Source organism: Streptomyces sp. NPDC020845, assembly GCF_044334165.1.
In the GTDB taxonomy this organism is placed as follows: domain Bacteria; phylum Actinomycetota; class Actinomycetes; order Streptomycetales; family Streptomycetaceae; genus Streptomyces.
Genome location: NZ_JBIRSJ010000004.1, coordinates 586,749 through 601,186, shown reverse-complemented (window position 1 = coordinate 601,186; position 14,438 = coordinate 586,749). Strand labels below are relative to the sequence as shown.

Annotated in this window: 14 protein-coding genes and 4 pseudogenes; 8 read left to right on the top strand and 10 right to left on the bottom strand. The window is 68.0% G+C overall.

Going from position 1 to position 14,438, the window contains the following annotated elements; translation table 11 throughout:
• Nucleotides 1–79: 79 nt before the first annotated feature.
• The 4 genes and pseudogenes from ACH4U7_RS12525 to ACH4U7_RS12510 all read right to left on the bottom strand — a co-directional run.
• A pseudogene (locus ACH4U7_RS12525) lies at nt 80–364 on the bottom strand (transposase); the annotation flags it as partial.
• 59 nt (nt 365–423) lie between these two features.
• Nucleotides 424–852, bottom strand: a complete 429-nt coding sequence (locus ACH4U7_RS12520) for a RacP protein (protein ID WP_398527915.1) — start codon at nt 850–852, stop codon at nt 424–426.
• Between the two features lie 3 nt (nt 853–855).
• Nucleotides 856–1,309, bottom strand: a pseudogene (locus ACH4U7_RS12515) (DUF6192 family protein); the annotation flags it as partial.
• Nucleotides 1,310–1,568: 259 nt separating this feature from the next.
• On the bottom strand, nt 1,569–1,805 hold the full coding sequence (locus tag ACH4U7_RS12510; RefSeq protein ID WP_398527914.1) for a hypothetical protein: 237 nt from the start codon (nt 1,803–1,805) through the stop codon (nt 1,569–1,571).
• Between the two features lie 81 nt (nt 1,806–1,886).
• On the opposite strand from ACH4U7_RS12510, the gene ACH4U7_RS12505 reads away from it, so the two are divergent.
• Entirely contained in the window at nt 1,887–2,240 is a 354-nt protein-coding gene (locus tag ACH4U7_RS12505; protein WP_398527913.1) for a hypothetical protein, read from the top strand.
• A 181-nt stretch (nt 2,241–2,421) separates the two neighbouring features.
• Nucleotides 2,422–2,748, top strand: a complete 327-nt coding sequence (locus tag ACH4U7_RS12500) for a hypothetical protein (RefSeq protein ID WP_398527912.1) — start codon at nt 2,422–2,424, stop codon at nt 2,746–2,748.
• 700 nt (nt 2,749–3,448) lie between these two features.
• Here the strand turns inward: ACH4U7_RS12500 and ACH4U7_RS12495 are convergent.
• Nucleotides 3,449–4,336 carry a LysR family transcriptional regulator gene (locus ACH4U7_RS12495; RefSeq protein WP_398527911.1) on the bottom strand — a complete coding sequence of 296 codons (888 nt, stop codon included), beginning with the start codon at nt 4,334–4,336 and terminating at the stop codon, nt 3,449–3,451.
• 69 nt (nt 4,337–4,405) lie between these two features.
• Here ACH4U7_RS12495 and ACH4U7_RS12490 point away from each other — a divergent pair, with 69 nt between their 5' ends.
• From ACH4U7_RS12490 to uppS, 3 genes and pseudogenes are all read left to right on the top strand, one after another.
• Nucleotides 4,406–5,002, top strand: coding sequence for a short chain dehydrogenase (locus tag ACH4U7_RS12490; protein ID WP_398527910.1), 597 nt, complete (start codon nt 4,406–4,408; stop codon nt 5,000–5,002).
• A gap of 895 nt (nt 5,003–5,897) precedes the next feature.
• Nucleotides 5,898–6,073 (top strand): annotated as a pseudogene (locus ACH4U7_RS12485) (transposase); the annotation flags it as partial.
• Between the two features lie 416 nt (nt 6,074–6,489).
• Entirely contained in the window at nt 6,490–8,094 is a 1,605-nt protein-coding gene (uppS, locus tag ACH4U7_RS12480) for a polyprenyl diphosphate synthase (protein ID WP_398527909.1), read from the top strand.
• Nucleotides 8,095–8,158: 64 nt separating this feature from the next.
• On the opposite strand, the gene ACH4U7_RS12475 is transcribed toward uppS, so the two are convergent.
• The 3 genes from ACH4U7_RS12475 to ACH4U7_RS12465 form a co-directional block, all read right to left on the bottom strand.
• Nucleotides 8,159–8,806, bottom strand: a complete 648-nt coding sequence (locus ACH4U7_RS12475; protein ID WP_398527908.1) for a hypothetical protein — start codon at nt 8,804–8,806, stop codon at nt 8,159–8,161.
• Nucleotides 8,807–9,251: 445 nt separating this feature from the next.
• On the bottom strand, nt 9,252–9,470 hold the full coding sequence (locus tag ACH4U7_RS12470; protein WP_398527907.1) for a hypothetical protein: 219 nt from the start codon (nt 9,468–9,470) through the stop codon (nt 9,252–9,254).
• A 127-nt stretch (nt 9,471–9,597) separates the two neighbouring features.
• Complete coding sequence (locus ACH4U7_RS12465; protein ID WP_398527906.1) at nt 9,598–9,834, bottom strand: hypothetical protein; 237 nt, start codon at nt 9,832–9,834, stop codon at nt 9,598–9,600.
• 321 nt (nt 9,835–10,155) lie between these two features.
• Here ACH4U7_RS12465 and ACH4U7_RS12460 point away from each other — a divergent pair.
• Nucleotides 10,156–10,676: pseudogene (locus ACH4U7_RS12460) on the top strand (ATP-binding protein).
• 243 nt (nt 10,677–10,919) lie between these two features.
• On the opposite strand, the gene ACH4U7_RS12455 reads toward ACH4U7_RS12460, so the two are convergent.
• Nucleotides 10,920–11,513 carry a TetR family transcriptional regulator gene (locus ACH4U7_RS12455; RefSeq protein ID WP_398527905.1) on the bottom strand — a complete coding sequence of 198 codons (594 nt, stop codon included), beginning with the start codon at nt 11,511–11,513 and terminating at the stop codon, nt 10,920–10,922.
• A 95-nt stretch (nt 11,514–11,608) separates the two neighbouring features.
• On the opposite strand from ACH4U7_RS12455, the gene ACH4U7_RS12450 reads away from it, so the two are divergent.
• Complete coding sequence (locus ACH4U7_RS12450; protein ID WP_398527904.1) at nt 11,609–12,757, top strand: IS5 family transposase; 1,149 nt, start codon at nt 11,609–11,611, stop codon at nt 12,755–12,757.
• A 95-nt stretch (nt 12,758–12,852) separates the two neighbouring features.
• On the opposite strand, the gene ACH4U7_RS12445 is transcribed toward ACH4U7_RS12450, so the two are convergent.
• Nucleotides 12,853–13,704 carry an SDR family oxidoreductase gene (locus tag ACH4U7_RS12445; RefSeq protein WP_398527903.1) on the bottom strand — a complete coding sequence of 284 codons (852 nt, stop codon included), beginning with the start codon at nt 13,702–13,704 and terminating at the stop codon, nt 12,853–12,855.
• A gap of 101 nt (nt 13,705–13,805) precedes the next feature.
• On the opposite strand from ACH4U7_RS12445, the gene ACH4U7_RS12440 reads away from it, so the two are divergent.
• Nucleotides 13,806–14,381 (top strand): TetR/AcrR family transcriptional regulator, encoded by a 576-nt coding sequence (locus tag ACH4U7_RS12440; RefSeq protein ID WP_398527902.1) that lies wholly within the window; start codon nt 13,806–13,808, stop codon nt 14,379–14,381.
• Nucleotides 14,382–14,438: the final 57 nt, after the last annotated feature.

Genomic DNA, 14,438 nt, shown 5'->3' with positions numbered 1-14,438 from the left:
GCTGCCTGCACGTCGAGGATCCGTGGGCCCCGACCAGGACGCGGACGCCGGACGTATGTCCGAAGACGGCCGGACTCTCCAGGCGCTCGCGGAGCTCGTCACGGATCTGTCCGACGACGCCGACGGCGGCCCAGCGGGCCATGATCCCGTAACAGGTCGGCCAGGGCGGGAAGTCCCTGGGCAGGGCCCGCCACTTGCATCCGGTGTCGACGACGTCGCGGATCGCGTCCACGATCGCCGGGCGGGGGCGCTTCTCCGGACGGCCGCCGGTGCGGCTCTCGCAGGCCGGTGGCGGCAGCAGCGGTTCGATCAGGGCCCACTCGTCATCCCAGATGCCGGAGAGGTAGCAGCGTCGCCGCGGCAACTCCTCTCCCCCTCCTCCGGACGGGACGGGGCCGGACGCTTCGCGGCTGGCCCCGCCGGTCAGACGTCGATGTAGTCGGCGATCACGTCGAGCGTGGACTCGACCGAGCGGAGCTGGGTGTTCAGGTGCTTGGTCCACCGGCCCTTGGGCTGGAGGACGGCGTGCGGCGCGACGACCCCGGTGATGAAGCGGCGGATCTCGGTGAGTTTCTCCCTGATGATCGCGACCTGGTATGCCTGGGCCTCGGCCGGATCGGAGCAGACCTTGTAGCCGTCCGGCCTGGTCCAGGTCAGGGGAGGCCAGCCGCGTTCGGCGATGATGTCCCGCAGGCAGGCCAGGCCCACGCGAGCCTGGCTGGGCGACAGTTCGCTGGATCTGACCAGCTGGTGGAAGGTCAGATCAGCTGGCCGTGCTTCGAAGAGCACGAACCTGACGGTGTCAGCGTGTCGCTGGGCGGCGGGCGATCTGCGCTCGGAAGCGCGAGACATCGCCTACTCACCCTGCAGCAGGCGGGCCAGCTCGCCGTCGACGTCGACCTTTCCGGTATCCACCGCGGTCTCGATCCAGTCCAGCGTCGCCCGAACGCGGGCGACGTTCTCGTGGACGATCGTGCCTTCGTCCTCGCCGAGCTGTACGAGGTCCAGGTACTCCACCGACCGGTCGATGTCACGGACCGCCGGAGCGACGGGGCTGGTCTGCACGGAGTGCTCACGGGCCTGCTGGCCCCGCTCGACCTGGGCATGGTTGACCTGGTGGCGGGCGGTGTCGTCCAGCATCGCCCGGAAGGCGACGTCGGGACGGCGCAGCAGACCAGTGGTCGTCTTCGCGGCGAAGATCTCGTCGCGGGTCAGTTCCTCGACGACCCGGACCTTGGCTTCTCTCCTTGACCTGGGCCATCACCGTCGGACGCCGCAGCAGGTCGCTGGTGACAGTGGCGGCCACATCGGCGCCGGGCACCAGCCGGACGGCGTCCAGCACCGCGGTCCACGAGGATTGCCCAGTCTCAAGGGCCGCGACGATCGAGTACGGCCAGCCGGGAATCACCAGATGCTTGTTCTCGCCGTAACCGTAGATGTGGCAAAAGCACCAGTCGGGGGCGGTGTCCGCGTCCGCGCGAAGCCACGGCGGTACCCCACCGCCAGGACCAGGCAGCCATCGGCCGCCCTCGGCAACGGCATGGAAACCAGGGCCCGCCGCAGTCGGCTTACGTCGTTCCCTCCGTGATTGAGGCCCACGTATAGGGCCACGCCATGTCCCGGCTGGGTTCTGGCGCCAGGGCAAACCCGACCAGGGTCTTCACCGGCCCATCCGAGCAGAGCATCGTGTCGGCCAGCTCGAACAGCACATCCTTGCGCGCGGTCGGGCAGGCATAGAATTCGGTCCGGAACCTGGACAACACGGTCAGGGACTCGACGCGGGCAGCGTCGTACAGCAGACTCACCCTACGATCCCAAGGCCGCACCACTGTCTCCCTGGGGCCAACCTTCTGCCCAGACCATCCGCCGAAGCTAGCCTCTCTGTCATGAGCTGGGACGAAGGACGCCTGCTGGCCTCGGAGATCGACGCGAACTACGGCCTCGCGCCGACCCTGGACACCCCTCGAGCAGTCCTGAGAGATCCTCGGGAATTTCTGCAGATGCTGCTCGTGGCCTCGGAGCGCAGCCTCCCGGGCCGCCAGTGCCCTCATGGTGACAGGCATCGCGAAGTGCCTGTCTTCGGCCTTGCTTTCGCCCGTGGGCAGGTCAATGTGTCGTTCCAAGTACGACCGGAGGCTGTTGAGCAGCGCTGGTGTAACCTTAGAGGGCGCCTCCTTCACTCCAGGCTCTTCAGCAACGTAGAGCTGACCGCGCCGTCTGGACTTACGTCGATGGTTTGACCACCGTCGGGATCGCACGGATCGCCTACAGACGGCCACCAGTACTTGTCGCGAAAGATTCGCTGTGCTCCGGAGAGCAATGACCCGAGACCGCTCGGAGATTCGGAGATGGGCGGAGCCGTATCGGCGTTGCTGATCTCTGACCGTGACACTTCATCCAAGTGTGCGTAAGAATCGAATCGTGAAGTGGATGGACAACGCCCGCCAGAGGCGGCAGGAGGCCGAAGAGCTTCGTGACAAGGCACTGGCGGCCGTCGAAGCCAGCACGCTCTGCCATGAGTCGCGCCCGTTCATGCAGGGCAAAGTCATTTGGGGCGCCGTACATTCCTCGATGGAAGGCGCCTACGAGGCCCTTCTGATCGAGGCGTACAGCCTTGGCTACGACGCGGTGCTGGGTGTTGGCTTTACCTCCCCCGCTCAACCACCAGGCGGCGGCAGTGGGTACAGCAGTGTGAACTTCATCGCCTACGGGACTGGTGTCACATGGACGAGTGACAGTTCGGCTTGATCGATCGACGCCAGGAGTACCTGCCGGAGCGCGCCACGGGAGCCCAACTCGGCCATTCGACCGCATATGAACACCGCGCCGGACGTCTCGGTGCGTCCGCAGAAGTGACAGCGGACTGAACGCCCAGCACTACACAGATCAGGGATGACGCGGGGACAGTCACGGTCTTCTCTTGTGATCACTGGATTCGACACCCCATTGATCGGTCAAGACTCTGCCCGCCCGGCTCTGACCCGTTCGAACCGGACGGCAAGGGGCAAGTCGTGACTACGCCGGAGCCCGGTCCTCGCGCGAAAGCGGCCGCGGAAACGGCCGACGACCGAGCCGCCGCGGCCTGCCCACCGCCAAACGCCTCCTCCGGCTCGCGCATGCGCGAACTCGCGTTCTGCCGCTCGATGGCAGCCGCGATGCCTCCGAAGCTTCGACGCAGTCCGTATCCGCCGCTGGCGGCGCCGCTGCGGTGTTGCTGGTCGAGGCGGGTGTGGCCGGGCGGCAGGACCCGGATCATGCGGACCACCGCCTGCCCCGCCGCCTCACCCGCGGTCGCCGTCCCCGGTCGAGCACGGCGTCGTCGTTCGCCCAGGCCGCGTGATCAGCCTTCCCCGGATCCGGGCCCTCGCCCTTCCGGACCGCCGACGCCGGCGCAGGGCACCGATGCCCTGGCATGTGGCAGGCGGTGGCAGCGGAGGCGGCCTTGGGGTCAGCTGTCCTCTTCCACCTCCGGCTTTGGCCCGGCGGTGGCGATCACCTTCTGTAGGTGGTCGATGAAGGCGCCGGTGGCGGGGTGAGTCGGGGTGCGTGGCCGGACCAGGCGCACTGTCACCGGAGCGGCATCCGAGATCGGCAGATAGGTGACACCTGGATGCGGATGGCTTTGCTCGGTGCCCTGCGCGGTGACACCGACTGCGTCTCCGGCGGCGATCGTGGTGAGCCATTCGTCGACGTTGGCGACCTGGAACGTGCGGGGTCGCCGACCGCGGGGCCACAGGTCGGCCGTGGCGGTGGCGGCGGTGGAGCAGAGCACGACCGGCTGGTCAATGAGGTCCGCAAGGTGCACGGCGGAGCGGAGGGCGAGCGGGGTGCCCTCTGGCACCGCGGCCAGACGACGCTCTCGGTAGAGCTCCTGTGACAACAGATCCGCATGAGGCGACGGCGAGGTGCGCACGATGACGGCGTCCAGTTCCCCACGGCGCAACGCTGCTTCGGGGTCTGCGGGCCGATGCACTCTCACCGGGGTCTTCGGGTGTTGTTGGCGCCAGGCACGCAGCAACGGCACCGTGCGGTCGCCAAGTGCCGCCCAGGCAAAGCCGACGCGCAGCGGCCGTGGCTCCGCCGCAGCCTCCACCAGTGCGTCGTCCAGCTGGTTGAGGATCAGGTGGGCACGCTCATGCAGCAGGCGGCCGGCATCGGTGAGCGCCAGACGACGAGTCGTGCGCTCCACCAGTTGTGTGCCGATCCGGCGTTCCAACTGCTCCAGGGTTCGGGAGAGCGCGGGCTGGCTGATGCGCAGAGCGACTGCGGCACCGCTGATGGTGCCCTGGTCACCGATGGCGGCAAGGGCCCGCAGATGCCGCAGCTCCACATTCATAGCCACCAAGCATAAGTCCTGCACAAACGGTATTTCCCCCGCCCTTGGCCCGGGCCTAGCGTGGCCGGCATGAAGATTCTGCTCATCGGCGCCACCGGCACGCTCGGTGCGGCCGTGCACAAGGAACTGTCCGAGCGAGGTCACGAGGTCCTGGCCGTCGCGCGCAGCGGCGGCGACCTGCGCTGCGACATCACCGACCCCGACCAGACCGCCGCGATGTACGAGCACGCCGGCCGCGTGGATGCGGTGGTCAGCACCGCCGGCGACGTGCCGTACAAGCCGGTCACCGAGATGACGCCCGAGGACTATCTGTCCGCCTTCCGCGGCAAGGTGCTCAGCCAGATCGACCTGGTACGCCAGGGAGTCCCCCGCATCGCCGAGCGCGGCTCTTTCACCCTGATCACGGGCGTGCTGGCCCGCGAGCCCATCCGCACGGGCAGCGCCGCCTCCATGGCCAACGGTGCCGTGGAGGCCTTCGTGCGGGCCGCCGCCATCGAGATCGCCCCGCAGCGAGTCAATGCGGTCAGCCCCACGGTCTTCACGGAGAGCCTCGGGGAGTACGGGGCCTACTTCCCCGGCATGCAGTCGGTCGACCTCGCCCGGGTCGCCCAGGCATACGTCCGCTCCGTCGAGGGCGCCCAGACCGGGCAAATCTACGCCTTGTGAGGCGCCTTTCCTGCCGACCCGGACATCCGCTGAGCGTGCGGCTGGGCAGTGTTGGAAGCGTTGGAGACAGGAGAGATCGAGGGTACCGACGATGCCAGCGACGCCCGGCTGTGGACACGCGGAAGTCCCCCGAACCCGTCGTCTGCGGCCCTGACTGCGGCCATCGGCACAGCCGCCTGCCGTGAACGGTCAGCCGGGCATTACGGTGATCTACGAAGATCTCCGTGCGGTGAAGACTCGACATCGCCACCATCCCGGAGGTCTTCGCCGAACCGATGATCAGATTCAGATGCGGGGTGAACAGACCCTCGTCGCCTGGGCGCGGATCGAGACGTGGTTGAAGGAGCATGCGCCCCGCACCTTCCAGCGGTTGCCCGCGCCCGCGACGGAGGGCGAGCTCCGCTCGCTGGAGCAGGATCTCGACTTGGCGGTCCCGGCCGATGTGCGCACCTTCTACCTGGTGTGCAATGGCACGGGGCCAGCCTCGGATTTCGACTGGCCCGCATTCCCCGATGCCCCGAGCCGACCGGGTACTTCCTGCCCGATGGTGAGGGGGTCGGCCCCTTGGGGAACCTGGGAGCGTGGTTCGAGGGCCCGGTCGCGGCCGCGCGCCTCGATGACGAGCCTGGGTAGCGGTATCTGCCGATCACCACCATCGACCCGGACGGCTTCTACGGCAACTTTGTCGACTGCACCCCCGGCCAGGGGTACGGGCTGCTCGGCGACTACGCCGAGGCTGAACTCGACTGGCAGTAGGCGGATTACGGGCCCGCCGACGGTGGCGGGGCGCGGGCCGCCCGTCGTCCACAGTCAGAGTATCTAGGGCGCGTATCGGGTCGTGAGCAATCTGTCGATTCGCCCTCGTGGTGAGGCATGGACCGGTAGTTCTTCTTCCATGACGCGAGTGCAGCTGACGGACGCGGAGTGGGAGTCCATCGGGCCGTACCTGCCGATCGGCGAGTACGGCCCTTATCCCGAGCAGCTGCGGCAGCGGTTCGAGGGCGTGATCTGGCGGTTCAAGACCGGCGGACATGGCGGGAGATGCCGGAGAGGTTCGGCGCCTGGTGGACGTCCACGGCCAGCACAAGCCGTCCGCCGGGAAACCGGGGCATCGCATACCCGCCAGCAGGGCCTTCAGTCTGCCGGTATCCACTGCTGCCGTAGCGGCTCGGGGTACGGGCCGTACTCGCGGATCGGCAGGTACGGCCCGATGTACTCCCACTCTGCGTCTGTCAGCTGCCCTAGCGTCACGCAACACGCTTTACCGGATCAGGCCCCGCCATGAGGGCGATTCCCGCCGAATGATCACAGGTATCAGACCTCGCCGACCAGGCCGAACGTCGGGATCTGCCGTCGGGCCATCTGAAAAACCGCCCGCCGCGAGACCTCGTCGGTGCCGCGGTGAGCAGTTCGCCACCGAGGGGCCGGTGGATCGTTAGTGCTGGCGGGGGCCGTCGGCCGTGGCGGCCGGAGGGGGAGGTCCGGAAGTGGTGGGGAGCGAAGGGGCGTTCGGCGACTCGCCGGAGCTGCGCGAGGCGTACGAGATGTGCGAGACCGAGGTGCGGCAGTTCCTGGCCGCGCTGTGGACGGCGACCGATACGCTGCCCGCGGCGGTCCGGCCGTTTGTCCACGCGATTCACGGATGGACGGTGCGGACGGACCGGATCGCCGACGGGGGCTCGCCCGAGGGCCGCCAGGAGCGTTTCGCCCGCTGGCAGGCCGATACCCTGGCCGACCTGCGATCCGGGCGCAGCGCGCATCCGGTGCGGCGGGCGTTCGTGGACACCGTGCGCAGATGGGATCTCGACCAGGCGCTGATCGAGGAGTATCTCGACACCGTGCGGGCCGACTGCGCGGGGGTGCCGGTGTTCGAGACCTTCGCCGAGCTCCGGCGCTCCTACCTGCGAGGGATTGCGGGTGCCGTGGCCGAGCTGTGGGCGCCCCTGCTGGAGCCGCGCGGACCCGAGGACCTGCGTCTGGTGTCGACGCTGTTCGAAGCGTGCCAGGTGGCGGACATGTTCGAGGACCTTCCTGCCGACCTCGCGGCAGGCCGCTGCTACCTGCCGCGAGAGGACCTGCGCCGACTCGGACTGGAGGTCGGAGACCTGCGAAGCGGCGTACACCGGCAGGCGCTGGACGCGTTCGTGGGCGTCCAACTCGCCCACTGGCGCGGGCTGCTGGATGAGGCCGTACCGGTCACCGGGATGGTAGGGGTGGAGTACCAGCCGTTCCTGCACATCCTCCTGCTCGGCGCGCAGCTGCACTACGACGAGGCGACACTGTTGCGCTCCCAGGTGCTGGCGGACGGAGTGGAGCCACTGAGCCTGGACGGCAGGGCGCACCGCCGCCCGGCGCGGCCGGGTCAGGGACCGGTGCCCCGCCATGTCGCGGTGATCATGGACGGCAACCGGCGCTGGGCCGAGGCCCGCGGCCTGCCGGTGCCGCAGGGCCACCGCGCGGGTGAGCGAGCGGCCCTGCGGCTGGTCAACGCGGCCCTGCGGCTGGGCATCCGGCACCTGAGCATCTATACGTTCTCCACCGAGAACTGGGGCCGCTCGCCGGAGGAGCTGGCAGCGCTGTTCGACACCCTCGCCGACGGGATCACCCAGGGTGCGCAGTGGCTGCACAGGCTCGGTGTACAGGTGCGCTGGTGCGGGCGGCGCGACCGGATCGACACCTCGCTGGCGTCCGCGCTCACGCTGGTGGAGAGCATGACCTGCAACAACGACGTGCTCACGTTCACCGTCTGCGTGGACTACGGCGGGCGGGAGGAACTCACCGCCGTCGCCGGTGCGCTGGCCGCCGAAGCGGTGGCGGGCACAATCCGCCCCGAGGACATCGGCCCCGCCGACCTCGCCCGGCACCTGTACGTGCCGGAACTCCCCGATGTCGATCTGCTGGTCCGCACCTCCGGTGAGCAGCGGATCAGCAACTTCCTGCCCTGGCACCTCGCCTATGCCGAGCTGGTCTTCGACCCCACCCTCTGGCCCGACTACGACCTGGCCCGGTTACGCGACGCCGTCACCGCCTACGCGGCGCGCGAGCGCCGCTTCGGCAGTCGTAGTGGCCTGCCCCGCTCAGGCCGGCCGTGAGAAGCCGACCCGGACCGGCTGAGCGGTCCGGGCCGGCGATCCGTCAGGGCGTCCGGGGGGTCACTCACCCTTTCGGCGGCGTGTACACACCCTCGGCTGTCACGTGCGCCAGCACCGTGTCGGTGCTGAAATCAGCGTCGCCGAAGGTGTTGCTGAACGTCTCCACCAGCTCCGGCGTGGGCCGCAGCGGCACATCGGTCATCCGGACTTTCATCGGCTTGCCCAGCGGCACGTGCTCCGTCTTCAGCACTCCCTTGTCGAGGCCCGGCCGGACCACCGCCTGGTGCCCGAGGTCGACTCCGTTGACCACACACTTCCCGGACGCCAGCCCGTCCTGAAGAGCGCCCGCCAGGCCGGTCACCCGCACATTGCCGTCCGGGGTACGGATGTCGACTCCGCCGTCGAGCCGACCATCGCCGTGAGCCTTCGGCGGGTCGGCCGCCGACGGGTCACCCTGCCCGGACCGCACCGGGAACCGGATCGCCCTCCCCTGGGCGTCCTGCACCAGCTGGGCCGGTGCCACCGCCTCCACCACCGCCTGGAAGCGGTCCAGAAGCGCCTGTGCCTGCTCGGTCCAGCGGACCTCGACCCAGCCCTCGGAGACCGTGCCCAGCGTGCCCGGCACGGCGGTGGCGGATACCGCACCTGTGAACTGGGCCAGTAACGGCCCGGCCATGGCCGCGCCCAGCACCGAACGTCGCTTTGCGCTCATCGATGTGCCTCCATCCCTTCTCGGGCCGCAGACCACGGCCCGGGGGTGGGATCATCAGGCCACACGGGCACCCCGGCGATCGCAACAAAGAACAAACCACTCGAAAGCGCGACAGCCAATGCCAACACACTTCACCTCCGCCACGGTGACCTCAGCCTCCCCACCCAATCCCGCGAACCGGGTTGGCGGCTCACGCCACCCTGCCGGGCGGGACTCAATGGAACCGACCGCAACACGCAACTGCCCTCACGGGCGGCGGCCCAGCCGAATCACGTCAATCAACGGCCGCCGGTCTCAGGCTCCCGGCTGCAATGCCTGACGCAGGGCGGCAGCCCGGGCAAGTCGCACGTCTCGCGGTGCTTCGCACGGTTCCGGGTCACGCTGACCTGTCCAGCGAGATCAACGAGTCTGGCCCCCCAGCGTGCCGAGGTGGGATCGGGGCGTGTCAGTCAGCGTCGGTACCGTTGCGATCGACGAGCTGCAGCAGCAGCGCCCTCAGCTCGTCCTGCCCCTTCTTGAGCTCCTCCTGGCCTTTCTCCAGCCGGTCCAACGACGCGGTGTGGTTGGCCAACGCGATCGTGTGCTCGGTCTGCCTGTCGATCACCCGCTGCAGCTTCTCATTGAGGATGCGGGCCATCTCCTGGCTGATCGGGTCTTCAGGCATCCGAGGTTCCTCGCTCGCGTCTCGTTCCGGATCATGTGTCTGCGGATAGCTCCGGCCTTGATTATCTCAGGGAAGGCACGGTGGCCGGTACACCCTGCCGCCCCTCAGGTTGCCGCCTGCGACCTGGTCACCGAGCGGTGCCCAGTCCTTCGCACCCGTCAGGGCCCGGCAGCGTCTCGGTTTCTCCCTGCGCGGTCCAGGTCCTGACCTCATGGCGACGACCGTCTACTTCCTCGATCAGGCGGATGACCACGGTCGGGCTGCCACCGTACAGCCCGACCCACGCCCGGTAGGTATGCAGGGCGGTAACGCCAGAGGCCCAATCCCCGGTGACGGCCGGGCCGTCTGCCTCGAACTGGAGCATGACGCGGTACGTCACTGCGCGCTGCCCGGGTCCTGCGCCCGAGCCGCCGAGCCGTGGCCGGTCGAGGTCAGGCAGAAAACGCTCATGTGTTCGATTCTAGACGAGCTCGTGCCGCTGGAGAACTGCGACTCGCAGCGACAGGCGGCCACTCACAGTGCTACTTGACCGCAAACGCACCCCGGGTGATTTGTCCCAGCGATTCGAGACAGGTGATACCTGATCTTGATGGTTGACAACACGCTGGGAAACGCTGAACCCGTACCGGATTTCTGCCGTGCCCATTCCCGCGGCCCGCGGCCCCCGCGGCGCTAACATCGGCCCGTGATCGTATGGATCAATGGCACCCACGGCGCAGGCAAGACAACGACCAGTCCACTCGTGCAGCAACTGATCCCGGATTCACGGGTGTTCGACGCCGAAAAGGTCGGCGAGACACTCATGGACATCACGCCGGGGCTGCCCGGGACGGACAACTTCCAGCATGGCCGCCGTGGCGGCCGCTCGTCGTCGAGACCGCCCGCCGCGTACTCGACTACACCGGCGGCACTCTGGTGATCCCCATGACTGTCCTGGTCGAGCGGTACTGGCGCGAGATCAGCACGGGCCTCGCCCAACATGCCATCCCGGTTCGGTACTTCGTCCTCCACGCTGACCAAGACACCCTCCGCGGGCGCATCGAGGGGGACACTGTTCTTGGCCCCTCCCCATTCCGCCTCGAATACCTCGAGCCTTACGCCGAGGCGGCCCGCACGTGGCTACACGGCGAGGCCGAGGTCGTCGACACCACACACCTCAAGCCCGCCCAGGCCGCCCTAGAGATCGCAGAGGCCGTCAAGAGCTGAGGTCCGCCCGCCACGCGAAAACAGCCGCAGGTGGCGACAGAGAGCGACCTTCCGCCAGGTAGAGCGCGCGACTCTCGCAGATCGTCGAGCTGCGCAGCCCGCCCGGACCGAGGTGAACCTGGCACCAACAGACCTGATAACTCACCTTCGCGATGATGTCGAGGCCGTAGTGGCTTCCCGATGGAGAAATCAAGCTGCGCGGCGTCCTCATCTGGGCACGCAGATGGCTGGAGGGGCGCAGAACTAGATTTGGTCGGCCGTCATGGCACGGCGGACGCTCTCCCGGAGCAGGGTTCGACGCCGCTCGTGCAGTTCGGGAGGCTCCTGCGCGGTCGCCGCGTAGACATTGCTGACCGGTGACCACGCCATGGACATGGCGATCACCATGGCCATCACGTCGAATGGGTCTCCCTGGCGCACCAGACCGGCGGCCTGGGCCTTGGCGATGGCGCGCAGCTTGCGGTCGTCGAGGCGGTCGGGGTCGTCGACCAGGTGGCCGGCCGGGCGTCGCTCCAGACGTGCCCAAGTGGCCAGTCGGATGAGGTCGGGGCGGCGGAGATACTCGTCGTAGAGGCGTACGGCCCAGTCCGCGAGGTCGGTGGCGTCGATCGGGACGACATTCACAATCCGCTCCAGCGAGCCGAAGAAGATGGCGTCGAAGAGCCCTTCCTTACTGCCGAAGTAGGCGTAGAGCTGCGCCTTGTTCGTGCGTGCCGCGGCCACGATCCGCTCGACGCGCGCACCGGCAATCCCATGCTCGGCGAACTCCTGGGTCGCCACATCGAGGATGCGCTGGTACGTCGCGGCTCCGCGCGAGGTCAGGGGCTGATCAGCCATGCTCCGACGCTACCAGACAGAACAGTTGGTTTGCCTGCATCGGCCAGATGTGCCTTCGGTAAATAGACCGAACAGTCTGTCTACAAGGAGGCGTCATGAGGAACACCATTGGCTGGCAGGTGGAAGGCTCGTCGTCGATACTGCGGCGGACGCCACTGCAACGGCGCGACCTGCGCCCCGACGACATCGCGGTCCGGGTCGACTACTGCGGGGTCTGCCACACCGATGTCCACGCCGTCAGTGCCCGGAGTGGCGAAGGAGACCGGCCCCTGGTGCCGGGGCACGAGTTCACGGGCGTGGTGACCGAGGCCGGGCCTGCGGTCACCCGCTTCACCGTCGGCGACCCGGTCGCGGTGGGTAACATCGTCGATTCGTGCGACGAGTGCGCCATGTGCCGGGCCGGTCAGGAGAACTTCTGCCACGCCTTCCCGACCCTGGCCTACGACGGCATCGACCGGCATGACGGCTTGAGGACCCTGGGGGGTTACTCCCGCGAGTACGTCGTCCGTGACCGCAAACGGCATCCTGACCGGTTGGTACTCCAGGGCGTCCTGTTCGTGCTGTGCACCGGGATCGCCTGGGAACATCTGCCGCAGGAACTCGGCTTCGGGTCGGGAATAACCTGCTGGCGCCGCCTGGCTGAGTGGACCGAGGCAGGTGTATGGCCCCAGCTGCACGGGGTCCTCCTCGCCGAACTCCGCAGCGCGAATGCCCTCGTTTTCTCCCGTGCAGCCGTTGACGGCTCCCACATCCGGGCGTTGAAGGGAGGCGCCAAGACTGGACGAAGCCCGGTGGACCGCGGGAGGACGGGCAGCGAACACCACCTGATCACCGACGCCACCCGGCATCCCGCTCGCCGCCACCCTGACTGGGGGCAACCGCAACGATGTCACCCAGCTAATCCCGCTCCTCCAAGCCGTGCGCCCGGGCGCGGCAAGCGCGGCCGGCCCCGACGCCGCCCCAACGTGGTGCTGGCCGACCGCGGCTACGACCACGACAAATACCGCCGACTGGTCTGGGCCCTCGGGGTGAAGCCGCTGATCGCCCGCCGTGGCACCGAGCACGGCTCCGGACTGGGCACCCAACGCCGGGTCGTGGAGCGCGCGTTCGCCCATTTGCATTGGTTCCGCCGCTTGCGAATCCGCTGGGAGATACGCGACGACATCCACGAAGCGTTCCTCACTCTCGGATGCGCACTCATCTGCTGGAGACGCCTGATGCGATCGCCTAGGAGTGCTGGGTGAGACGACGTGCCGGACTTCGGGACGTCGCAGTTGCGCAGATGCGTAAGGCCGTAATGGCGGCGAGATTTTCTGACGGTCGTAGCCGGTGGGGCGGATCAGTGGGTGAAGGCGACGGATTCAGCGAGATCCTTCTGAGTCTCGAGCGCGGTGAGACGTTCGGTGAGTGCCGCGTGGATTGCGCTATAGGTGTCGGAGCCGAGAGTCAGGCGCAGTGGCGGGCTCGGGTGGCGGGTGGTGTCGTAGATGGCGGCGGCGAGCTTGGCCGGGTCGCCGGTGAAGACGCTCTCGTCTGCGGTTTCCAGGTAGTGCCGGGTCTGGCCGACGGCATTGTCGCGGTAGACGGTCGTTTCGGTGGTGTATTGCAGGGCCGAAGCGAAGCCGGTGCGGGTGGCGCCGGGCTCGACCAGAGTGAGGTGAATGTTGAAGTCGGAGACCTCGCGGCTGACGCTCTCGGTGAAGCCCTCCAGCCCCCACTTGCCCGCGTGATAGCAGCTGTGAGTGGGGATACCGACCTGGCCGCCCACGCTGGAGATCTGGATGATCCGGCCACCGCCCTGCTCACGCATCGGCTGCAGGAAGGCACGGGTGATCACCATCGGCGCGAGCAGGAGGACCTCGATCTGGTCGCGAATCTGCTCGACCGTCATTTCCTCGGCGGCGCCCACAACCGCGTATCCGGCATTGTTGACCACAATGTCCACCGGCCCGCACCGGAGAGTCCTGCCGACCACCTTGTCCACGTCGGCCGGCCGCGTGAGATCGAGGATCTCGACAGTCAGCCGGTCGCCGTACGTCTCGCGCAGGTCTTCCAGAGCTGCCGGGCGGCGGACCGTCGCCGTAACGCGGTCGCCGTTCCGGAGGGCGTGCTCGATGAGATGGCGGCCCAGCCCACCGGAGGCTCCGGTGACGAACCAGTGACGTGAGGCCTTGTCGGAGGGGGCGGGCATGGGAGTCTCCTGAAGTAGAGTGATACCGGAATCTATTCCGTTTAAAGTTAAGCGGAATAGATTCCGGAAAGCAACTGGAATCCGACACCGAAGGAACCCGCATGCCCGCCACGCCCCGCCGCACCAGGAGTGACGCGCTACAGAACCGGGAGCGCCTGCTGGAGGTCGCCGCACAGGCCTTCGCCGAGCAGGGGCTGGACACCGCGCCTGCCGCCATCGCCAAGCAGGCGGGCGTCGGTGTCGGCACGCTCTACCGCCACTTCCCGACTCGGGAAGTCCTCATCGACGCCGCCTACCGGCGCCAACTCACCCAGGTGTGCGAGAAGGTGAACGACCTTCTCACCCAGCACCCGGCCGCCGAGGCCACCCGGATGTGGATGGAACACTTCATCCACTACGCCACGGCAAAGAGCGGAATGTCCGAAGCCCTGAACGCTGTCATCGCCTCCGGCATCGATCCATACTCCGACAGCCGCGCACTGCTTACCAACGCCGTCGCCACCCTCCTCACGGCCGGCGCCCAAGACGGAAGCCTGCGAACGGACGTCGCCCCAGACAATGTCCTACTCCTCATGGGCGGCATCGCCTATTCCGTGCAGCACGGCACCGAGGAGCAAGCCCGTCCGCTCGTCGACCTCTTCATGGACGCGCTGACCAAGGGCTCGACCGCGAGCTGAGCCCAAGCTCCCGGACCGGCACGCCAACGCGAGCGCAGCCACGGTCAATTCACCTAG